Origin of the sequence: Paenibacillus sp. Soil724D2 (genome assembly GCF_001427935.1) — a bacterium.
GTDB lineage: Bacteria > Bacillota > Bacilli > Paenibacillales > NBRC-103111 > Paenibacillus_E.
This window is the reverse complement of the sequence record NZ_LMRY01000034.1, coordinates 243,502-267,451: the sequence shown is the minus strand read 5'-3', so window position 1 is coordinate 267,451 and position 23,950 is coordinate 243,502. Positions and strand designations below refer to the sequence as shown.

General features: G+C 45.6%; 10 protein-coding genes. All 10 read left to right on the top strand.

The genetic code is table 11. The features are described 5' to 3' along the window. The first annotated feature begins 33 nt into the window (after positions 1 to 33). The 10 genes from ASG85_RS38880 (at position 34) to ASG85_RS25285 (ending at position 23,836) form a co-directional block, all read left to right on the top strand. Entirely contained in the window at positions 34 to 1,368 is a 1,335-nt protein-coding gene (locus ASG85_RS38880) for a redoxin domain-containing protein (protein WP_200961705.1), read from the top strand. A 216-nt stretch (positions 1,369 to 1,584) separates the two neighbouring features. Continuing rightward, positions 1,585 to 6,678: an Ig-like domain repeat protein gene (locus ASG85_RS25325; RefSeq protein ID WP_060648085.1), complete on the top strand. Its 5,094-nt coding sequence runs from the start codon at positions 1,585 to 1,587 to the stop codon at positions 6,676 to 6,678. A gap of 64 nt (positions 6,679 to 6,742) precedes the next feature. Next, the gene (locus ASG85_RS25320) at positions 6,743 to 13,120 is read left to right on the top strand and encodes an S-layer homology domain-containing protein (RefSeq protein WP_060648084.1); all 6,378 of its coding nucleotides are present in this window, start codon (positions 6,743 to 6,745) and stop codon (positions 13,118 to 13,120) included. 221 nt (positions 13,121 to 13,341) lie between these two features. Continuing rightward, positions 13,342 to 14,289 carry an ABC transporter permease gene (locus tag ASG85_RS25315; RefSeq protein ID WP_057304717.1) on the top strand — a complete coding sequence of 316 codons (948 nt, stop codon included), beginning with the start codon at positions 13,342 to 13,344 and terminating at the stop codon, positions 14,287 to 14,289. A gap of 13 nt (positions 14,290 to 14,302) precedes the next feature. Continuing rightward, the gene (locus ASG85_RS25310; protein ID WP_057304718.1) at positions 14,303 to 15,172 is read left to right on the top strand and encodes a carbohydrate ABC transporter permease; all 870 of its coding nucleotides are present in this window, start codon (positions 14,303 to 14,305) and stop codon (positions 15,170 to 15,172) included. A 71-nt stretch (positions 15,173 to 15,243) separates the two neighbouring features. Beyond that, the gene (locus tag ASG85_RS25305; protein WP_060648083.1) at positions 15,244 to 16,830 is read left to right on the top strand and encodes an extracellular solute-binding protein; all 1,587 of its coding nucleotides are present in this window, start codon (positions 15,244 to 15,246) and stop codon (positions 16,828 to 16,830) included. Between the two features lie 89 nt (positions 16,831 to 16,919). Next, positions 16,920 to 18,659 (top strand): histidine kinase, encoded by a 1,740-nt coding sequence (locus ASG85_RS25300; RefSeq protein ID WP_060648082.1) that lies wholly within the window; start codon positions 16,920 to 16,922, stop codon positions 18,657 to 18,659. Then, positions 18,656 to 20,281: an AraC family transcriptional regulator gene (locus ASG85_RS25295; protein ID WP_235550219.1), complete on the top strand. Its 1,626-nt coding sequence runs from the start codon at positions 18,656 to 18,658 to the stop codon at positions 20,279 to 20,281. The genes ASG85_RS25300 and ASG85_RS25295 overlap by 4 nt, the downstream gene beginning before the upstream one ends. A 100-nt stretch (positions 20,282 to 20,381) precedes the next feature. Next, complete coding sequence (locus ASG85_RS25290; RefSeq protein ID WP_235550218.1) at positions 20,382 to 22,598, top strand: FAD-dependent oxidoreductase; 2,217 nt, start codon at positions 20,382 to 20,384, stop codon at positions 22,596 to 22,598. Between the two features lie 17 nt (positions 22,599 to 22,615). Then, on the top strand, positions 22,616 to 23,836 hold the full coding sequence (locus ASG85_RS25285) for a GDSL-type esterase/lipase family protein (protein ID WP_060648080.1): 1,221 nt from the start codon (positions 22,616 to 22,618) through the stop codon (positions 23,834 to 23,836). Positions 23,837 to 23,950: the final 114 nt, after the last annotated feature.

Sequence of the window (23,950 nt, the reverse complement as noted above, 5' to 3'; positions counted from 1 at the left end):
TTTACGAATATCATGTTAAATTGGGGTGGCAGCATGGCTAAGAAAGGTTTATCTATAGGGAAAAAGGCAGCACCATTTCGACTAGATTCTACACAAGGTATTAAGGGTTTGGAAGATTTCAAGGGCAAGCCGTTAGTTATTATTTTCTTGCGTGGAACATGGTGCCATAATTGCCAGAAACAGATGCCAGAGTTAAATGAGTATTACGAACGATTTTTGGAAAAGGGCGTAAATCTCATTGCCATCGCTGGACAAAAGCTAGCCAACATCAAAGATTATGTTAACGCGAACGGCATCAAATTCCCCATTCTTTCGGACGAAACGAGAGAAGTCATAAAGTCTTATGAGGTGTTCACGCCAATTAAATGGGACTCATTCCGAATTGCGATTCCAAGCACGTATATTATTGATGAACATCAAACGATTCGTTATTCCTATATTGGTGAGAACCAAGCGGATCGACCATCTGCGAAGGAAATTTTAGAAGTGATTGATACCCTTTCTATTGTCTCTGACCAAGGCAACTCGATTCAAGAGGAGCTTCCGGTTTTCTTAGCGAATATGAAATCCACCCTACAGCACGTGAATACTTCTGCTGCCTATGTGACGAAGAGTATAGAGGACAATCTACATAATATTGAAGGACTTAAGAAAGCTTCTCTAGGTAATTATGAGCAATTAGAGGAGTTTGTGAGCGTTTATGAGAAAAAGTCTGAGGAATTAAACCGATACAGTCATCAGCTGAACATGACATCCGATGAATTCACGGATATTCAGCAGTTGAATCAACAATTAAGTCATAACATTCAAACGACACGCGGATTGATGGATGAATTAATTAGTATGACCCTTGTCGTTAATGAGATGAGTGAGGTCATCTCCAAAATTTCCAGACAGACCAAAATTCTAGCGCTAAATGCATCCATTGAAGCTGCCCGAGCAGGCGAGCATGGCAAAGGCTTCGCCGTTGTCGCCCAGGAAGTGAGCAAACTGGCCCATGGAACGGAGGAGTCCGCAGGTAACATTACAGCGCAGCTGCAAGCGATTGATGAGAAAATTAATGAAAGCTTTTCGTCTTTCTCTACGTTTGAAGAAACGATGGATACAGTTAGAGAACGAATTTCCGTCAACTCAGCCCATATCCTTACGATATCGGATGGCGTTAAAGTGATCGCCAATGACACGCTGCAGCTAGGTACCGAACTGAACCACATCAAGGATAGCCAGCACCAAGCGCAAATTGATTTGAGTAAAGTTGGGGAAGTTGAAACGACGATAAATAGTGAAGTAAGTGAAATCTTACAGGATATGCATTATCATGTAGATCAATTGAATGCTTTGGATGAGAGAACGAAAAAGTCGAAATAATGATCTCGAATAACCTAAAACACCTATTCATGTACGCATTTATTGCGTATGTGGAACGGTGTTTTTTCTTTTTTCGATAAAAACACCAATAATACCCCATTTGGGGTATGGTGCTTTAGTCGCATTTACAGGTATTTTTAGTATGAGAAAACGTGGAATATTGTCGTAATTTGATAATTTAGTATAGGGAAATGGCATCGATAAATAGGAGGTACTATGAAAAAAATAAGTTCAATCATACTGGCGCTCATCCTCTTGATTGGGGGACTTGTACCGTATGCGAGTGAAGTAAGTGCGGCGGCCACCTTATTGCCGGCCCCTATGCATCAGCCTGACGGGATATCTGTCATTGCAACACCGGGTTTGGATCCACTTACGAGGAAGTACTTTCTCAAATCAGGGGACACCATTTACTTGAATGTGCAATTCGAGAATGGTGGCGCTGCCTGTCACAAAGACAGCATTGTTATAACGGAAACGGTAGGCAGCCAAACAACACCGGCTATCTTTAGAATTCCTGAAACACCACCCCAATATATGGGCTATCCCTCTTTATTTAAGTACACGGTCGGAGCTTCTATGGCCTCCGGTCGACTCATCATGAAGCAAGGGCCAGAATTATGCTATACAAACAAATTGGAAAATGCTTGGCATTCTTTCTCGAATTACAAAACGAACTTTAGCGATGGAACCTCCATGGATAACGTGACGTATTTCAAAAGTTTGTTCAAGACCGAAGTTTATATTGATAATACCGCTCCTACGATAACATTTGGCCAATCATCCAATTCAGACTATAAGAATAGCCATGGCGTGACGGTAACATCGACTGATCTGCCCGTTGAAGGGAGTGTGTCACTCTATTACACATGGACGCAAAGCGCTGCGCCGCCAGCTGCTGCGGAAATTAATACCAGCATAGTGAGCGGAACGGCGGCTCCCGACCCTACAGGTAACGGGACCTACTATCTTCATGCACGAGCTGTAGACAAGGTCGGGCATGAAACGATTAGCTCGGCTGGACCGTTCAATTATGATCATGAACCGCCAACGATAGCATTCGGGCAGTACGCGATTGGCATTATTAAGAAAAGCCATGGCGTTACTATAACAGGAAATGACACGCCAGTGAATGAGAATGTCAACCTTTATTATACGTGGACTCAGAAAGTGCTGCCGCCACGAGACGAGGAGATTTCAACGGGCATTCTGAGTGGAGCGGCCGCATTAGATCCTCCAGGCACAGGCATCTATTTTTTACACGCCAAAGCTGTGGACGCTGCCGGCAATACGACCATCAGGTCGTCTGGCTCGATTATGTTTGACAATGAACCGCCCAAAATTACGCTCGGACCTATATCAAGTACCGCCCAAAAAAGTCAAAACGTGACGTACTCGGTTCTCGACGCCTTCTCGGGCTTGAAACAATGGAGCTACGAATGGTTCAAGGAAGGGGTTTCCTACTCGACAGGTACCGCAAGCAGCGCTGTAGGAATGTTAAGCGTACCGAATAGCTTGGAAGGCAATTATAAGCTGAAAATCACGGCAACGGACAATGCGACGAATGTGAGGACGCTGGAAAGTCTGGATTATGTCATTGATAAAACAGCACCGGCGATAACCTTCTCTGAGCAGGGGAATAGCACGCCAGCCAATGCGCGACAAGTGACTGTATCCTTGGCGGAAGTTAGAGGAACGCTCGGCCAGGCAAGCTATTTGTGGTCTAGCAGTGTAACAGTCCCAAGTCCTAGCGCTCCGGGATGGAAGCTATTTTATGATGGAACAGGCTCCAAAACGTCTCACAGCGCAACACTATCTTCCCCAGCGAATGCGAATAACACGCAATATTTACATATCAAGACTGCAGATAGCGCAGGAAACATCGGTTATGCAAGTACAACACAGGGCTTTGTGCTGGATAATACGAAACCAACAGTTGCCTTTAGCAATCCAAGCACGAGCACGTACAGTAAATCGGTTACGACAAGTCTTAGCTTGTCAGATAATATCACGGCAGCGCTTGGGAATTATGTTATTAAGTATGCCGTCTCGAATCAAGCGATAACCGACGGAAACGATGCGACATGGAGCAGCTCGACGAACGGAACCTTTAAAATTGAAAATAAATCGGGTACGTACTACATTCATGCCAAGGTTTATGATCAAGCCGGCAACTGGCAGCTGGCGCGGGGCGGTCCATATTTGCTGGATGACCTCGCACCCACCGGTACGATACATATCCCTGTAGAACAAACGAACAACAAGTCTGTAGCGGTAGAGCTCACAGCGACAGATTTGCATGGACCCATTGATATGCAGCTGTCGACGAACGGAGGCACAACTTGGGGGAGCTGGGAAGCATTTACCGCTTCCAAGCTCGTTACCATACCGGAAACGGAAGGTGTAAGGACGATCTCTGTCCGATACCGTGATGCGGCTGGCAACATCAGTACGACCTATTCGGATACGGTTATCTATGATGTAACGAAACCGACTGCGGTGAAAATAACCTACAACACAACACAAATCACGAATCAGTCCGTTACGGCGACATTGACAGCAACGGATACGAATACAGCCTCAGGTGATATCGATGTAGTCAATCTCAGCGGATTCAGCTATATGTTCCAAGCAAACGGAACGTACACGTTCGTATTTCGCGATAAAGCAGGCAATGAGAATACGGCAGTCGCAACCGTGACCTGGATCGATAAGACGAAGCCACAGATTCAGTTCAGTGTAGAGGGAGTTTCCGACAAAAAGAAAGCGGCAAGCTCAGTTATTTCAGCAACGGATAATATGACTGCGGCTAACGAGCTTACTTATGCCTATGCCTGGTCGATGAATGCAGGTACGGCTCCGACTGCCTGGACCGCGCTAGGTGCAGATCATAAGGCCGAATTGAGCGGGGCGAATGGCCTCTGGTATTTGTGGGCAAAGGTAACGGATAAAGCAGGGAATGAGGCTGTCCGCCGCACAAACTCGCTGTTCCAGCTCGACAATACGAACCCGGTAGGCGTGGTTTCCTATAGTCCTGCAGGGCGCACCGCTAGCGATGTGAAAGCAACCTTAGCTGCTAACGAATCGGTAAGGGTGACGAAACCTAGCAGTGGGAGCAAGGAGTACCTATTTACGGATAACGGTTCTTTTGAGTTTGAATTTGTAGATGACGCAGGTAATGTCGGTAAGGCTGTGGCGACGGTGAATGGAATTGATCGAAGTTTGCCTTATGCAGCGGTGACCTTATCTCCTAGCGATTGGACGAACGGCCCCGTTCGTGTGACGGTAGATGCGTCTGGCAATCCTGCGCTGTCAGTAAGCCATATCGTTGTACCTGAAGATGCAGTTCTGGTCTCACAGACGGTTCAGCAGGCGGTCTATGATTTTAAAACGAATGGGACACTTCAATATTCGCTGCTGGATGGGGGCACTTCACTGACTAGCGAGGGAGAGGTCGTGGTCCAAAATATCGATCTGGTGCCTCCTACAGCAGATTTGATGTACAGCACGCAGAGTAAAACGAATGAAGATGTGACCGTGACTTTAATTACCTATGATGACAATCATGGCGTAGTTACGATAGCTGGAAGCGATACGTATACCTTTACGGAAAACGGCTCGCATACGTTTATTTTTCAAGACGAGGCTGGGAATATCTCTCAAAAGACGGCAACGGTCAATTTTATTGATAAACAATCACCAGTGCCAGTGCTTACGTATAGCGAGAATACATGGACGAAGCAAGATGTTACGGTATCCCTTTCCTTCACGGGTGAAGATGATCCTGTAACGGTAATCAACAATGAAGGAAGTACGCAGTATACATTCAAAGAAAACGGAAGTTTTGTGTTTTATTATCGAGACGCAGCCGGAAATGAAGGTCAAGTAACAGCGGAGGTAACCGTAATCGACCGAGCTCCCCCAACGGCGATCGTGAATTACAGCGAAGTGGGATGGACGAATCATGATGTGGTCGCTATGTTAGTGGCTCAGGATAATTCCGGAGTACTGCCAACCGTTGTCAATAACGAAGGACTGACGACATATACGTTTACGCAGAATGGTGCATTTAAGTTTGTTTACCAAGATGCAGCGGGCAATCAGCGTGAGATTAATGCGAATGTGGATCGGATTGATAAGACGCCACCTGTGGCTAGTGTTCAATATTCAACGTCCATGACGACGAAGACCAATACAGACGTTCGCGCAAGCGTTGAAGCCAATGAACCGATCACTATCATCGGCAATAATGGCAGTACTTCTCGTGATTTCACAGCAAATGGGAACTATGTATTCCGTGTAGCAGACCGTGCGGGCAATGAAGCGACAGTAACGGCGAATGTATACAATATCGATCGTACGCGCCCCGTTTTGAACGTTACATACAGCAAGACAGCACCAACGAAGGATGATGTTATTGTAACAGTAGAAGCAAATGAGCCCATCCAAGTGCTGAATAATAACAGATCCAACCAGATTGTTTTCAAAGAGAATGGAACTTTTACTTTCCTCGTTCAAGATTTAGCCGGTAACACCGCTGAAGCCATAGCGACGGTAAGTAATATCACAAGAGCAACGGCGAAGGTTACATATGCTTACAGCGAAACAATGCCTACAAAAAACAACGTCACGGTCACATTAACAGCTGACAGGGCACTGACATATGTAGGAATTACAGGAAATGTCGTAACCTTCACGGAAAATGGAACACGTTGGGTAGAAGCGGCAGATGCTTTGAATAACAAATATGGTCTGCGAATCGATGTGAACAATATCGATCGAGAAGCGCCGAAGATTCGATTCTTAAGCGGAGAGCAGCTGCTAATCGATGTTGGAACAACGGCTATTAACCCAGCTTCCGATGTTGAAGTATCTGACAATCTTGATGGCAACTTGAAGGAAAAGCTCAGTGTGTCCCACAATATTCAAGCCGGGGTACCCGGGGAATACGAGATTACTTACAAAGCGACGGATCGCGCCGGTAATCAAATGGTTGTTGTGCGCAAAGCGATTGTTATCGCGCCAACGACCTTCACGCTGTATGTCAATTCGAAGCAGCTTCAGGATACGGAAGCAGTGGTCTATGGCGATGCGATTCAATTGAAGCTGTTCGGACAACAAGGGTCAAGTCAAGTGAAATGGGCCCGAGGATATAAAAATAAAGGCGATTTTAAGACCTTTGGGCAAGCTCTAGCAAATGGCAATTTACCGGTTAAGGAATATGGCTTATATACGTTCTTTATCCAAGACCAAGAACGTCAGACGAAGCTCGTTCATGTCTACATTTTACCAACGAAATCTTCAGAATAACGAGGAAGCATCAACTTTTCTTTGATGGTTGATGCTTTTCCTCATTTGTAGAGGAGAGTGAATCATGAAGGCGGTACAAGCAAGGATTTGGAAGAAACTGGCACTCATTATGATGACAATTGTACTATGTCTGCCTATCGGTGGAGAGCTGGCGCTTGCGATCGATGCGGAAATTCAGCCGCTCACGGTTGCGAATGATTTCATGGATGTAAGTGTCAATAAGCAAACAGGACGCTTCAGCGTGATGACGAAGATGGGGTCTCCGCTCAAAACAAGCGACGACAACAAACCGCTGCTGTTCCGCGATAAACTGCCAGAAACATCGTTTACGACATTCCGCATTAATGGCAAAGATTTTATTTATGGAAATGGTTACGGATTTCTAGGGACGAATGGTTATTTTACTTTTTCGCCTGAGAATAAAGGCCTCTCGAACCAATCCGTCTGGCATATCGAGGGTCTAGATATTATTCAGACGCTAACGTTAGTAGATGACCAAACGAACCCGAATGCGGGTAACATAAAAGTCTCTTACAAGGTTAAAAACACGACGAAACAAGATCAAAATGTCGGATCTCGCATTCTGCTTGATACGATGCTGGGACCGCAGGATGCTTCTCCCATCTCCTTATCAGGCGGCAATACGTATATTCGAAATGAAACGAAAATCGAAGGGTCACTTCCGTATTATTGGAGAGCGACAGACAACCCTTTGAATCCAAAGGTGATGTCATACGGCTTCATGCAGGGCTGGGGAAATAAATCGCCGAATCGGATGATTCTTGCCCATTGGAATGGTATTTCCGAGACCAAATGGGATTACACGGTGAATCCGCAGCTGGATTTTACAAGTACGCAAAATGCTTATGGTTCGGCGGACAGTGCCGTTGCCATGTACTGGGATCCTTCGAATCTTGCTCCTGGTCAGGAAGCTGTGTTTGAAACTTACTACGGGTTAGGCAGCTTTTTTACCTCTCAAAAGGAAGCGACCTACGGGCTGCAAATTGGGGCGCCGAAACAATTAAAGGTTAATGAAAATGGGACTGGTTATAAGGAAGCGGAGTTCGAGGTTCGTGTGGATATCGACAATTCGATCGATCGTTCCGTAGAGCAGCAGAATGTTCAGGCCGTTCTTGGATTACCTGCTGAGCTTGAGCTAGTACAAGGAGAACGATCAACGAAAGCGGTAGGAGGCATGAAGGTTGGCGAGGTCAAGACGGTTACTTGGAAAGTGAGGCCAAAGCCGCAAAAAGTGTATAAAGCTGCACAATTTCAAGTTATTGTACAAGCAGCCGGCAGCGAAGAAAACATACAAGCTTCCTTTGTCGTCCTGCCAGCCTTATCAGGCAAAATTCCCGAAGTGCAGGTTCTAGAGGCGCTTCCTAAGAAACTGTATATGCTGGATGAGAATCCTACGATAGCTCTGCAAGGCAAAGGGTTCGAGGTTCTAAAGGGTTCAAACGAATGGCAAGTGCAGATGATCCGTGAACGTGATGGGGCGCAAGTGCTCGTTCCGAGTACGGATGTCACTGTTGTGGATGATAAACAAATCACGGTCCAGCTGAAAGACACGCTGTGGCCTCCGCTTAAGGAAGAGCCAGGCACTTACATCATTCGAATTAATGCCGGCGTGATCGGTACGTTCGAGAAGAAGGTCGAATTCACAAGAGACAAGCGTTATAAAACGAGAGACTACGGGATATTGCTCGTCGTTGGCGAGAACATGGATGGGAAGGGAAATGAGACTTACAATCTGGTTCCGGTTGAAAATGAGTCCAAGCTAGCTGATTTGAAGCATCAGTATGCAAGTGCCTCGAAAGAAGCCTTGCTTGAGTTCCGAGGGCCGATTCGCTCGCTGGCTGGAGACAATTCGTACTTTGAAATTGGAGCGGGAGCGACCATTAATTCGGTCATCCGCCACGATACATCGAAGGAATTGAGCGCGATTTTCGGGCAAGCCTCGCAAAAAATGGTGATTCAAAAAAATGATCAGGACCTTTCCCATGAAGGAAACTACATTGAGTTGAAAGGGAACGGCGTGCTGTCCATTCCTGGTTTTCCGTTTTCGTTTGGTCCGTTTAGTATCGAATTGGTTGATGGAAGCCGCTATTCACTGGATGCGAACGAAGATGATGGGCAGAAGCCTATCGAAATTAACTGGGAAGTGCTGAAAGGTTTGTCGGTATTGCAGCATATGTCCTTCTTCCAAGTGGAGATTAAGAATGCAGTCATTGGGAATGAGAGTGTTTCTTTTGGCGGGTCGGTGTCGATGAACTTCAACCCAGGACAGAAAAAGGAAGAGGAGAAAGATCCGAACGGGAATAACAATCAGAATCCACCGCCTCCGCCGCCAGGAAATGGGCAGGGAGACGGGGCTGAGAAAGACCAGACCGATGAAATGCTTAAGGTGGGCTTATCCCTGGATGAAGCGAAGTTCGGGATGAGAAAAGAGACGAATATGTTCGGGCGGGCAAACACCTTCGGCTTCATGGGACTCCGCGCGGAAGGTTATGCCGGATTGCCGGAGGGCATGGTGCCTGGGCTTGATTTTGGCGCAAGCGGCAGGGTCATGCTGGATACCTTTGATAAGAAATTCGAAATCGAGGGGCATGTTCAATTCCAGGTTGTTGAATTGGATGGCTTGCTGACGCTGCGCTTTACGGAAAGCGGTGTGCCAATCCCTGATAACTTCGTCTTCGTCGTTGGCGGGGAGCCTGGAATTCCGCTAATCCCGATAGCACCTGTGGCCTTTATCACCAAAGGCGGTGGCGGGTTCCGTAATCTGTATGACACGGTTACAGGCAATTTTAATATTTTGCCTCCACTGAAAGTTGTCATGATTGGGGGGCTAAGTGTTGCCAAGGTTATAACGGCAGATAATGTGACGCTGGGATTATCAATGCGGGGGATGGAATTTTCCGGTGAATTTGAGATTCTGAAGTTTCCGATTCTCAAAGAAGTGTACGGAAGCGTCGACTTTCAAGATTCATTAACCAACTTCGGTATTGCGCTTAAGGCTGGAGCAAGGCTTGAAATTTTCGATGCGATTATAGGTGAAGTCTATGTTGTTTTCGAATATGATTCGTCCAAGCATGGCTTGTTAGGTCCTGTTTACATGGCGGGTGGAGGCTCATTAACAGTCAGAATCCCTAGAGCGGTTCCGATCGTTGGCGGCAAAGAAATCGCTCATGCATCAGGAGAGATCAGCTCCGAGAAGGTTTGGGGGAAGGTCAGAATTATTGGCATTCCGTTTGGCTATCAATATGCTTGGGGAAGCCGCAGGCCGACACTCGCATCGTCGCGGTTAACGGCAGACATGCTGCCGGAAGCGGAAGGGCTGATGGAAAAGGAGTACATCGATGATTCCGGGAATGTGTCAGCGATGACCTTCGGGACGAACATTAAACGCGTCGCAAGCTCGAAGAAACCTGCAGTATCGATGAAATCTGCTGATCGTGTAAGTATTTTATCTAACCCCAACGAGTATGAAATTCCGGTCACAGCTGATCAAGAAGCAGCGTTGTTTGAACTCAAGTACACGGGGGAAACGCCGCCAAATCTACAAGTCACAGATCCGAGCGGCCAGGATTATCCGCTTACGATCGACGAAAACTACTTGGTACAGGAAATTACCCCAGAGGATTCGCAATCGGGAACGCTAGAGAAGCGCGTGTACGTTTCAATCCAAAAGCAGCTTGTAAGTAACATGGCGGGGAATTGGAAAGTGAAGTCCGACCAACCGCTTGAATGGTCATTGATGGATGTAACCGTACCTGCAACCTTGTCGAATGTAAACGCAACGGTTGATCCTGAGGGTGGCAATAAAGTCAGGGTGAACTGGCAAGGGGATCATACGACGAATGAAAAAGTGTCTCTTTTCCTAAGCACGAATAACGAAAATGATCCAGGCCGCCTGTTAGTCAAAGACATTTCTGTTCAGGATGGGACTACGGAGATTACACTCCCTGAGACGATAGCAAGCGGATCTTATTACGTCAAAGCCGTTTTATCGCAAGGCGACACGAATCTGGACAGCAGATATAGCGTTGCAGCCATCACAATTGTAAATCCTCATCAGCCTGTACAACCGCAAGAGGTTAAAGCAGTACCCGCAGGCAGCGGTTTGCTGGGCGTATCTTGGAAAACGCCGCAGGCGGTAGACGGTTACACGATCCAACTGCTGGATGAGAATAATAAACCTGTAACAGGCATAGGCACCGTGGATGTGCCAGGAGACGCTAAGGAAACAACCCTTGGCGGAATGATCAAAGATGACACTGGCACAACGGTTGGACTCGTTCCTGGCTCGACCTATAAGGTATCCATCGGTGCGTACAAGAAGGTCCAAGGTGGCAAGGTTTATAGTGAACCAGCTATTTCTGCTGGGGCTTACTTACCGGTACCTAACCCAGCCAAGGTTGAGCTAACTCAACTGAATATGAATAACGAGCCTATTACGAATTCGTATGGAGAAAATGGACAAAGTGATCAGAAAACCTATGTCGTGAATGAGAAATCCTTCCAATTGCAGCTGCATGCAGATCAATCGGTTTCCACAATCGTTCGTGTGAATGATAAAAACGTAGGCACTTTCTCGGGAGCTGATTGGAAGAAAACTATTCCCTTAGAGGAAGGGACCAATTTGATTGAACTCCTATCCACGAATGCGAGCGGGGACCAAACACGCAGCGGCACAAGGGTATTCTCAGATACAACAGCACCGGACCTCAAGATTGAGCGACTAGGCTCCATTTCTACCGATAAAACGGTGTTGGTCAAAGGGGTAGCAGAGCCGGGAAGCAAAGTAAGCATCAATGGGCAGCCTATTACCGTTGAAACGGATGGGGCTTTCGAACATGCCTTGCCGATCGAGGGTTACTTGTCGAAGGCTATTGTCATCACCGCAAAGGATGATGCCGACAATGAGACGACATACAGCTCCGAAGTTATGAATCAAGCCGTGGATGCATTCGTGAAGGTGGAGCTTCGACCTGTTGCTGAAGCCTCAGGAAAGCTAGCGGCTGATGGAGAAGAACTCAGCCTTCCGGCAGGCAGCAAGCAATCGTTAGAGCTCGTAGGTGTGGATAAGAACGGCGTATCTACAGTTATTGATCCTAGTCAAGTAGGCTGGAGTATGATTCTGGGTGACGCCAACGGCTCCGTTTCGGAGCAAGGGCAGGTTGCAGCAGACTATGAGGGCGAGCTGGTTGTCAAAGCCTCCTATGCCGTGACGACAGAATACGCATTTGAGGATACGCTCATCGTTAAAGTCGGCAAGAAGTCAGATGCACCTCCGCCATCTAAACCTAACTATGATGACTGGTATATTCCGCCGACGCCTTCGAATCCGAACCCGAATCCTGACGGAGACGGTTCTTCCAGTGATTCGCAGCAGCAAGCTGATAAAGTAGTGGAGGAAACCTTGCAAAATATCCTGAAACGGCTCATCGAGCTGGAGCAGGATGTGGAGTTCGTCACCTCGGCTAAGCTTGTGCCTAATCAAGAATCGATTGTGAAAATTCGTGATCGAGCGGCACTTCGATTTGCAGCGCAGCCAATGCAAGAGAACGTAGGTCTTGGGATTGGCGTAGTGCGGAACCCGAAAGCCTATGAAAGTGAAGGCTTGAAAGTCATAGGCGATATCTATGAATTTAAGTTTGATAAACCGATTAAGCTGAAAGAGCCTGCGGAGCTTACGATCCGCTTTAATTTAGAAGAGATTCAGGATCCAAGTAAGGCTGGTATTTATTGGTATAACGAGCGAACGAAGAAGTGGGAATATATCGGCGGCGTGATGAATCCGCTAGCAGGTACGATAACTGCGACACTTCCGCATTTTAGCAAGTATGCTCTCCTGTATAACGCAGATATGCAGGATTTCAAAGATATGAACAATCGCTGGTCTCGCGATATGGTCTATCGTCTCGCATCGATTGGTGCGGTGAATGGCATTAATCAGGGGGATGGCCTTATCTTTGCACCTACGCGATCCATTACAAGGCAAGAGTTTGCCAAGATCGTAGTTGGGGCAATGGGCACTGTGCTTTCATCCAGTAACCTTCCGATGGAATACGCGGATCGGGACGATGTAGCACCATGGGCAGTGCCTTATATGTCTACGGCACTTACGAACCAATGGCTGGGGGGAACTTCCAGTCAAAACGAGCTTTATCTCTCGCCTTCGGTGCCCATTTCAAGAGCTGAAGCGATCGCGATTATCGGACGCATCTTGAAAGCTGGAGACAGCAAGGCAGCCGGAGCGGGTAGTTCATTCCTCGATGGAAGCCAAATCCCGAATTGGGCGAACGAATACGTTCCAATGCTCGTTGAGCAAGGGATTATTAGCGGATATCCGGATGGTACGTTAAGGCCGAATAATGAGATTACGCGCGAGGAAGCAGTGGCAATGATTAGCAGAATGATCGATACGAAATTGAATTAAAGCAATGGCCTGGATTGCAGTGAATATGAAATAATTTACGGACAAGTGAAAGCACCTAGAAACGGTGGAGCTCACTCTGTCCGTTTTTTTTCATGCCTATTGCATTGGAATTATCCAAGGCTGTACTTACTTAATATCTTATAAGAAATTCAAGAAATCACAGAAATTTATCCGATAGGGGGGTGCTATTATACAAATATAAACAAAGATGAGGTGATGATATGCAAGCAAAATTGGCAGCGGACGCCATTCCCACCCCCAAAAAGCGGGATTCATGGATAAGAACGATACAAAGATATAAAGTAATGTATGCTCTCTTATTTCCGGCATTAGTGTACTTTGCCGTATTCAAATATATTCCTATGGCGGGAATCATTATTGCTTTTAAAAACTATAACCTGGCTTTGGGACTATGGGATAGCCCATGGGTGGGATTGAAAAATTTCAAAGATTTTATCAATGGCGTTTATTTCTGGGACATTATGAGAAATACGATTATCATATCGCTGTATAAGCTATTGTTCGGTTTCTCCGCTCCCATCGTACTAGCTTTGCTGCTCAATGAAGTTTATACCCAATGGTTTAAGAAAATTGTACAAACGATCACTTATTTGCCCCATTTTCTGTCATGGGTCATCGTTTATGGACTGATGGTGGCATTATTAGCCCCGGGAGATGGCCTTTTTAATATGATTTTGAAGCAAAATGGTGTTGACCCGATCTCCTTTCTAACGGAACCAGCTTGGGGCAGACTGCTGATCATCTTATCGGAAATATGGAAGGATATTGGCTGGGGAGCGATCTTGTACCTTGCCGCTTTAGCAGGCATTGATCCTAGCTTATATGAAGCAGCTCGAATTGACGGAGCTTCCAAGTGGAGACAGCTATGGCATGTTACATTACCCGGCATTCGAGGCGTCATTATTCTGATGCTGATCCTCAAATTAAGTCATATTCTGGATGCTGGCTTTGACCAGATATTTATGTTTGCCAACAGCTTTAACCAGGAGAAGATCGATATTATCGACACATGGGTATATCGAGAAGGGTTAGAGCGTCTTAAGATTGGTTTGGCTACTGCTGTAGGATTGTTTAAAGCTATCATCGGATTTGCTTTAGTATTGGCTGCGAACAAGATTGCCAAAAAATTCGATGGGCAAATTTGGTGAGGTGGTTTTATAAATGATCAATATGACACTCGGGGAAAAAATATGGCAAGCAGTCGTATATTTTATTCTTAGCATACTAGCCCTACTTTGTTTACTTCCCTTTTTGTATGTTGTTGCTGTTTCCATGACGCCAGAATCGGAAGTGTTAAGAAAGGGAATTGTGATTATTCCAGAAACCTTTACGTTCGTAGCCTATAAAGAAGTATTCATTTCTCATGGTATAGGGCAGGCGTATAAAATTACTCTGTTTCGAACGATCGTAGGCACTGCGCTTAATGTGTTATTTACGGTCCTAGCCGCTTATCCGTTGTCCAAAAAATATTTGCCAGGGCGCAGCACATTTCTGATATTCATTGTATTTACCATGATGTTCAGCGGAGGATTAATTCCAACGTATTTGTTAATCCGCTCACTGGGGTTGTTAGACAGTCCGTGGGTATTGATTATTCCACATCTCATTAGTGCATTTAATCTGGTCATTATTAAAGGCTTTTTCGAGCAATTACCTGCTGAAATCGAGGAATCGGCGAGGGTCGACGGCGCAAGTGAACTTCAGTCACTTTGGAGAATTATTTTACCCCTGTCTTTGCCCGTTCTTGCCACGATTTCCTTGTTTTACGCCGTGGGGCATTGGAACAGTTATTTCGATGCCATTGTTTACTTGAATGATGCGAACTTAATGCCGCTGCAAGTTGTCTTGCGCAACATTCTGCTTAACGTCGCAACACAAAGCGCTGATTCGATGGCCAATTCCGGAACGGTTAGCAAGTTCGCTGTGCAAATGGCTGCTATTGTCGTGACGACGGTTCCGATTTTGATTGTTTATCCATTTATGCAAAAGCATTTTACGAAGGGTGTACTCATGGGATCGATTAAAGGTTAAAAGGCAATTCCTACCTAGGTTGTTACGGGGACACCGTGATAATATATATACAAGCAAAAGGAGAGGTCAATATGGAACGTAAAAAGATTACATTTACTGTTCTGGCTGCTATCGTAGGGCTGGGAACGCTATTGTCAGCATGTGGGAACCAAGAAGAAGTTAAGCAGACAGCTTCGAGCAGCCCTCAATCCGAGGCTAACAAGTTTGCGAACAAAATGAAGATCTCGATGTTTAACCAAGGTACTTTCAATGCTGCCGCTCCGATACCTCCACGTGAGGAAGATATTCAACGTCAAATGTTGGAGAAGGCGATGAACATCGATTTGGATATGACGATTCCTCAAGCTGGGCAGGCAACAACCAAACTGAATACGCTGATTGCAGGCGGAGATATTCCAGATTTGCTGTTCTTGAAGAGTCGATCCGATCTCGCGCAATATTATGACCAAGGCGTTCTTGCGGATTTGACCCCATACTTGGATCAATTTCCCGAATTGAAGAAGCGTTTTGGTAAAGACTCCTGGGAGGCGACGTCATATCTGGGCAAAACGATTGGAGTTCCAGGTTATGATAATGTAAACGGTATCAGTCGAAGCTTCTTCATCCGCAATGATTGGTTAAAAAAGCTAGGCTTGAAAGTACCGACAACCCCTGACGAGCTGTTCGAAGTGATGAAAGCCTTTACGGAGAAAGACCCAGACGGCAACGGTAAGAACGATACGTACGGATTCATCGGCGGTATGAATAAAGAAGGTAATCTGCAAACCTACGGCTTCGATAGCTTGATGTGGATGTTTGGCGTCAATCCTCCTTCAGCTATTGAAGTGAAAGACAATAAACCAGTATTCCTATTTATTGATCCTAAAATGAAGGAAGCGCTCGCTTACATCAATAAAATGATGACAGCAAAAGTTGTGGACCCAGACTGGGTGACGATGAATACGCCTGATTTGTTGGACCAAAAGTTATTTAAAGGTAAAGTTGGCTTCATGATCAGAGATGCCCGCAGACTGGAACCGGATGCCCAGCAGAAAATGAAAGAAATTGGCGGAGAGGTACCGGAATGGATCGTCATTCCTCCAATGAAGGGGCCTTACGGCGATCAAATCGTTGAGAAAAAATCATTTCAAGGCAATTCATGGGCCATTTCCAAGAAAGCGGACAAGGACAAAATTATTCGAATCTTGTCTATGCTGGAATATCTCTTTACGGATAAAGAAGCCTATCCGAATTTCGCATACGGCATTAAAGGCATTCATTGGGATATGGTAGATGGAAAGGTCAAAAATAAAACCTCCGAATTATCGAAGGAAGTTAAAGAAAAGTATCTATGGGTCGATCATTATAAAATGCCGCGCCGTGGCGATGATGCCGAGTACTTCAGCTTCCAGAATCCGAAGACAGCAGAAGCTTTCACGAACAATCAACAGTATGTGGGTCCTACTTTGCCTGGAAATTTGTTGACTGCAGACCCGAGCGACACCTTGGCGGCAGATCGCACACGTTTCATTAATGAAAGCTTAGTCAAATTTATGTCGGGCAAAGACCCTCTTACGAACTGGGACAATTTCCTCAAAACATTGGATACCAAGTTCGACATGCAGAAATATAAGGATACAGCAGTTAAACAATTTAAAGAAGCAGGCCTAATCAAGTAATAAGACGAAGAGAGTGGCGATAAATAGCCCCTCTCTTTGTTGTCCTATGCTATGCTTAGTTTAATCCAGATTTAAAAGGAAGATGACCGATGCGAAGAAGAATCAGCTTGCCTATAAAACTATTTATGATTGTGTTTGCGTTCGTATTAAGCTGCATCATATTGATAAGCCAATTGTCCTATCGCTATGTCCAGAAGGAAATAAGAACCAATGACATTTATTACACAAACCAAATATTGGACAAAGTTGACCAGTATCTAACGGTAAATTTTTCTTCCTTCCAGACGATCTTGTTCTCGGTCGAAACTTCGGTGAAAGCAAACATTGCCAATACGGAAGTGATTAAAAAGCAATTAAGAGAGCTCTATGAACTCAATAGTAACTACGTGAGTAACATTTACTTGATCAATAGTGATTTATCTATTCTAGGCGGAAGTACGACTACGCGAATTTTCGATGAACCTTTATCTGATAGAAAACCTTTGTTTGATGCGGCCGACAAGAACAAACGGACTACATTTGTTAGTGATCCTTATAAATCGAAGTATTCCGGCTGGACCGTTACGATGGTGCGATATCTGAACGGCGCTTCGACTCCTATGGCCATTGCCGTAGATTTGGATCTCAATGCAATTGAAGAAACCTTGTTTAAGATTAATAAAAAAGAACAAATGAATCTAGCTCTGATCACCACATCGGGTAAAATCATTGCTGGATTTTCGGAAAATAGAGGACCCCTCAGTATTCAAGATCATACTTTTTCAATCGGGGAAACGTCGGCGGAACAAATTCTGGATACGACGGGAACAAGCCTTCAACTGCATACCAAGGATGGCATGCCGGTCTCCGTTCTGAAGAAACCGACGGAGAAATTCAATTGGTCCATCATCTCGATCAACGATGAATCTCGCTTGGAAGCTGCGTTGTCCAGATTGCAAACCTATTATATCGGGCTTCTAGCCGCAGGTCTTCTATTAAGTCTGTTCATTTCCTTTTTTATCGCCAAATATATAAGGAATCCGCTCTATGCACTCAAAACAAAAATGAAGCGGGTGGAGCAAGGCGATCTGACCACGACAGTTACCATTAAGCGAAATGATGAATTCGGTGATCTTTCCTTAGCATTCGACCGTATGCTTCAGCAAATTGTGGAGCTGATTCGGCGAGTCGAGCTTCATAATGAACTGGAGCGGAAACTGGAAATCCAAGTGCTGCAATCTCAAATAAACCCTCATTTTCTATATAATACGCTTGGATCAATCAGCAATGTCATACGTCTCGGACAAATAGAGAAAGTAGATGTGGTAATCGGGTCTCTCATTTCCATATTGGAATACGGGATCGCCGACGCTTCGGAGAAGGTTTCACTACGTCAGGAGCTGCAGAATGTATCGGATTATATAGCGATCCAGAACATTCGTTATAACAGGCACTTCCACTTGATTGAACATATCGAAGATGGGTTAATGGATTTTCCGGTTTTTCGAATGCTGCTGCAGCCCATTGTGGAAAATAGTATCTTCCATGGCTATAACGGTGGTGGAATCGAAGGCTCGATTACGATTCATGCGTACAGGAAGGGCTGCAATGTCATGATCGAAGTCATTGATCAAGGCGAAGGAATTCCAGCGGATCGCATACAGCATATTTTAGTCGCAGATCCGAGTGATCACGAAGTAAAAAGGAAAAGAATCGGGTTAAACAATATTCATGGTCGAATAAGACTTCACTATGGAGAACAGTTCGGGCTCCAAATCACAAGCATACCTAAGGAAATAACCCGTGTCCGCGCAATATTCCCGGCAGGTATGTTTAAAGGAGATGCATGATGGTGAGAGACTACACCTGCTTCATTGTTGACGATGAAGATCTAATCATTCAACGATTGGAATTATATTTTAGCGAGCTCTCCCACAAGGAAAGACGATTCCATTTGGTGGGCAAAGCGAATAATGGGCTTAAGGGGATAGAGGAGATCTTAAAGCTTAAACCAGATATCGTAATCTCCGATATCGTCATGCCGCGAATGGATGGGATTTCCATGATTGAGCAGTTAAAGCCGGAGCTGCCCCATACCCAATACATTCTTTTGACCGCCTATTCGTCTTTTGAATACGCACAGCGAGCTATTCATGCCAACGTATTGGAGTATATTGTTAAGGTTCCGCTCAGGGAAGCGGATTTGGATCGAGCTTTGGATAAGGCAGCCGGAATTCTGGATGAGGTTAAGAAAAAAGAAGAGGAACTGCAATCTTTAAACGTATCCGTTCTTGAAAATAAATATAGAGTCCGCAAGCAATTTTTTAACGAGCTGATCAGAGGCGAAATACCAACTCATCGGGCATCGGATTTCGCTAATCGCATGCAGTTCCATTTCTTTCAAGCCAACTATTGCTGCTTTATTGTTGAAATGAATCTGTACGAAAGTTTCCGAAATGAATATACAGCGGTTGACCAAAACATCTTGAAATATGCGATTACAAATGTAATCGAAGAAACGGTGATGAATTGTGGCAGGGGTGTAGCTACGGATCTCTCCGATAATCGTTTTATCGGCTTTCTTTCCTGGGAAAATAATCGCAGTGAGATGGATACGGAATATGCTTGCCAGACATTGGGGAGTCAGATCGTCTCTCATTTGCATCAATATTTGAATCAAAGGGTATCCGTCGCTTTTGGCAGTCCGCACCGAGGCTGGGAATCCATCAAACAAGCTTACACGGAAGCTCAAAATGTGAGTGAGGATTTCTATTATCATACAGAGAAAGTAGTGAAAACACCCGCGCATCGGTTCCAATACCATAATGACAGAAAGGAGGACATTCAGCAGAAACTGGCTGATTTTCTTGCATGGGTGCAGAGAAAGGTTTCCAAGGAAGAGCTGGAGAAAGAATTTGCTGATTTAAACCAATTTGTTACGGATCATAAAATCCATAAGTCCATCATGGCACCAATGCTTCGAGACTTGTACAGAGACATTGCTGTGAAATTTAAATCGGGGAACACGATGACCACAGATGTAGCTGAGTTTCCACTAGAATTTATGGCATTTCGGGAGCAGCTAGCGTATATTGGCGACTTCACTTTCGAATATGTACACGCTGGCCAACTTTTACATCGTGCAGAAATCATGAGTGCCATGCGGTTTATAGAGAAAAACCTGAAACAGCGATTAACGTTGGAGGCTATTGCTGAGGAAGTGAATTTAGCCCCATCGTATTTTAGCAGTCTATTCAAAAAAACAATGAACGAAGGCGTTATCAGCTACATCAACCGTAAAAAAATTCAATTGGCTCTCGAGCTGTTAAATGTTCAGGATTACTCTTTATTGGAATTGTGCGAGGAAGTTGGTATTGTAAATGAAGGGTATTTTTGCAAATTATTCAAAGAATATACAGGTGATACACCTAAGCAATATCGGATAAAAATGACACGGTATGAATCCAAATAAGGTTGCAAAAAAATGTATGAATTTTTCGCGAAATCATGTAAAAAAACGGGGTTCAAAAGGATTACCATGATAGATGTATCTAATCATGGAGGTTATCCAAATGGAGCTTATTAAAGCGGATGTAACTGTCGTAGGCGGAGGTATTGCTGGGCTATGCGCCGCCATTGCCGCCGCACGTCAAGGGTTGCAAGTTTCACTTATTAATGATCGACCGGTTCTTGGGGGGAATGCCAGCAGCGAGGTCAGGGTTCATATCAACGGGTCGGCCTATCTTGGAAACAGTCCATCCTATTATGCACGGGAGGGCGGGTTGGTGGAAGAACTCAAGCTGAAGATTTTCCACTATAATCCGCTATATAACAAGAAGCTTATGCTCTCGCTTTCGGATACGGTCTTGTTGGATATGGTCTATGATGAGCCTAACATTTCTCTATTTCTGAATACATGCGTGCATGAAACGGGCATGGAGAATGGCAGAATCAAATGGGTGGAGGGCCTTCAATTGGCTTCCGAAAGAAAATTCCGTTTTGAAAGCCGAACCTACATCGATTGCTCCGGAGACGGGGTTGTCGGATATCAGGCAGGTGCTCTCTTCCGATGGGGGCGAGAAGCGAAACATGAATACAAGGAAGATTTGGCTCCAGAAGTGGCTGACCATTACACCATGGGAGACACAATCCTTTTCCAAGCACGCAACGTAGAATATTCGGTTCCTTACAGGAGGCCGGGCTTTGCGTATGATATTACGAAGTTGCCGTTTTTTGAAAGTATCAGAAAAGGTTTGAACCATCGGGCTTTTCCAAGAAAAATCAACGGGCTCGGCGGATTGTGGTGGCTGGAATACGGCGGACATATGGATGTTATCGCAAACAATGAAGACATCGCATTGGAGCTGCGGAAATTGGTTTACGGGATATGGGATTATATCAAAAATAGCGGCGAATTTGACGATGTGGACAATCTCATCTTGGATTATGTCTGCCCGATTCCGGGAAAGCGGGAGTCGAGGCGGTTTATAGGGGATCACATGTTGTCTCAGAACGATCTTACAGCAAAGCCGCATTTCGAAGATGCTGTATCCGTCGGGGGATGGTATATGGATTTACATGCTGCTAAGGGCATCTACGATGAGGGGCCGGCTACAGCCTGGAATTTCGTGCCTGGCTTGTACAATATTCCGTTCCGTAGTTTATTTTCCCGCAATATTCCTAATCTCATGTTCGCTGGTCGCAATATAAGTGCTACCCATGTTGCTTTCGGTTCTACAAGAGTAATGGCTACCTGTGGTTGTATGGGGCAGGCGGTTGGAACGGCAGCTTCGTTATGCTTGAAATATGAGGTAGACCCCGCAGCCATAGTCGAATCTCATATGGGGGAGCTGCAGGCGCTGCTGCTTCGAGACGGGCAAACGATTGTAGGGCTTCAAGAGGAATTGGATCCTTACTTCGCTGACGGATTACATATTCGTACCTCGTCTCAGCGCAGCTATGCCAATCCTCATCCAACCGAAGCGATTCCTTTGGAGAAAGGGTTATGTTTGGTCTTGCCGATTCAGACATCCGTGGCGGAGAGTGTACGGATCAAAATTAAAAATATTTCCGAGCATTCGGAAACACTGTATGTGAAGCTGTTTGGCGGAGATCGAAAGGAAAACTACATTCCCACCAGCCAGTTGAAAGATTACAGCTTAGCTATTACAGCTGGTCATGACGACTGGATTACGCTGGACTTAGGCTTAGAGAAGCCGGCAGACGATAAAATTTACATCGTACTGGAAGGTACGGAGAGACTTGCCGTATACGGCAATGAAGAGAAAATGACAGGAGCAGTCAGCTTCCATTTTAGGCCGGAAGTGCCGTCCAGGCTGAAGAAATTCAATAAGAGCATTTGCTTTAAGGACCTGCTGCCATCCCAGAATATGTATAATCCCGAGAATCTCGTCAACGGCTACTCCAGGCCTTATGGTCTGCCGAACGGCTGGATTTCCGAACGTACGGAAGGACAGGAATGGTTGGAATTCTCTTTTGCAAGCCCTAAAAATGTAGATGAAATCCATCTTGTTTTCAATTCACAGCTGGATTTGGAGCATTTCGACGATCCGATCGAGTCCCTTATCCAAGATTATGATGTGATCTTGACCTTAGAAGATGGAACCGAAAGTGAAATCATAATCCGTGGAAATTATCTCACGTTGAATAAACATAAGGTGGATGCGAAATGTGTAACCCGAATCCGGATTAATTTCTGCGCAACTTACGGTTCGCCTTATCATGAAGTATTTGCTGTAAAATTGTTTGCTCCTAAAAACGATAAGTGAGGTCAGGTGAAGTTACGATGAAGGAATTATTCCCTCGAAGAGGGCTCCCTAATGTCATTCAGAAGTTGGAAAATGGGGAAACAGTGACAATCGTTTATTTTGGCGGCAGTAATACCCGTTCTGAAGGATACAGGGTCATGACGGCGGAATGGCTTCGTGAGCAATATCCCAAAGCGGATATCCGCTGTGTGAATGCAGGCATTGACGGAACTGGATCGGATTTGGGCTGTGCCCGTTTGGAGACGGATGTGCTTCGTCATCAGCCTGATCTCGTGTTTGTTGAATTTGTCGGTAACGATGGCGGAGTCCCCGAGTCCAAGGCACGGATCGAAGGGATCGTCCGTCAAATACGCAAGCGAAGCCGGTTTACCGATATCCTGTTCGTTTATACGCTGAAAGAGCGAGATGTGGTAGGATTTCAGTCCGGGGAATACCAGAAGGGAGCTCTTATGCAAGAGGATGTAGCTGACTATTATGGTATTCCTTCGATTCATCTGGGCGTAGCGGTCAGTCATTTGGTGTCGGAGGGAAAGCTCATTTTTACCTCAGGGGGCTCAGGGGCAGACAAGTCCATTCCCGGAGCTGTTGTTTTTACGCATGATTCGATCCATCCGACAATTCCGGAAGGTCACCAGATTTACACGGATACGATCACTCGGTCATTTGAGCGGATTCGTGAACTTGGGGGTGGTTCGGGACGTGTTGAACATAACTTGCCTCAAGCCACCTTGGTCTCATCCAATCCGTGGGAGTACGCAGCCATGCAGCCGCTGGATGGCCATGCCCATTTATCAGCGGGATGGTCCTACGTGACTCCCGATGATTCAGCTTTGGCCCGCGAGTACGATTGGTTGTTCTCCGGCCTATGGCGATCAGTCGATCCCGGAGAGGCTATCACGGTGCAGTTCGAAGGCACACATATCGGGTTGTTCGATATCGGGGGGCCTGATTCCGGCAGATTGAAGGTGACGGTGGATGGCGGGACCCCCTTCCTTGTCGACCGATTCACACCCTACAACGATCATAATCGGAATCAGTATATTTTCTTGCCGGAGCTCCCGAATGGGAAACATACGGTTCGCTTCGAAATCGATACCGAGAAGACAGATAAAGCGGCCGTGTTTGAGGCATGCGGCAATGAACGAAGTAGGGAGCATGTTCGGCAGCATCCGTATTGGTACGATCAAACGGTGATCCAGCTTGGGAAGTTGTTGTTGGTGCAGCCGCCATTATCATAGTTAAAACCGTCTTTGTTCCCAGTGTAAGACCTACAACGTATCTGATTGCAGTTGAGCAGTCTAATACCGTGTAGGTTTCTTTTTTTACTTAAAATCTTATAAGAAATTCTTGAA

What these genes read in the sequence shown, in the direction of transcription:
- ASG85_RS38880 (WP_200961705.1), top strand. Translation starts at nt 34, where the DNA reads ATGGCTAAGAAAGGTTTATCTATAGGGAAAAAGGCAGCACCATTTCGA.
- ASG85_RS25325 (WP_060648085.1), top strand. Translation starts at nt 1,585, where the DNA reads ATGAAAAAAATAAGTTCAATCATACTGGCGCTCATCCTCTTGATTGGG.
- ASG85_RS25320 (WP_060648084.1), top strand. Translation starts at nt 6,743, where the DNA reads ATGAAGGCGGTACAAGCAAGGATTTGGAAGAAACTGGCACTCATTATG.
- ASG85_RS25315 (WP_057304717.1), top strand. Translation starts at nt 13,342, where the DNA reads ATGCAAGCAAAATTGGCAGCGGACGCCATTCCCACCCCCAAAAAGCGG.
- ASG85_RS25310 (WP_057304718.1), top strand. Translation starts at nt 14,303, where the DNA reads ATGATCAATATGACACTCGGGGAAAAAATATGGCAAGCAGTCGTATAT.
- ASG85_RS25305 (WP_060648083.1), top strand. Translation starts at nt 15,244, where the DNA reads ATGGAACGTAAAAAGATTACATTTACTGTTCTGGCTGCTATCGTAGGG.
- ASG85_RS25300 (WP_060648082.1), top strand. Translation starts at nt 16,920, where the DNA reads ATGCGAAGAAGAATCAGCTTGCCTATAAAACTATTTATGATTGTGTTT.
- ASG85_RS25295 (WP_235550219.1), top strand. Translation starts at nt 18,656, where the DNA reads ATGATGGTGAGAGACTACACCTGCTTCATTGTTGACGATGAAGATCTA.
- ASG85_RS25290 (WP_235550218.1), top strand. Translation starts at nt 20,382, where the DNA reads ATGGAGCTTATTAAAGCGGATGTAACTGTCGTAGGCGGAGGTATTGCT.
- ASG85_RS25285 (WP_060648080.1), top strand. Translation starts at nt 22,616, where the DNA reads ATGAAGGAATTATTCCCTCGAAGAGGGCTCCCTAATGTCATTCAGAAG.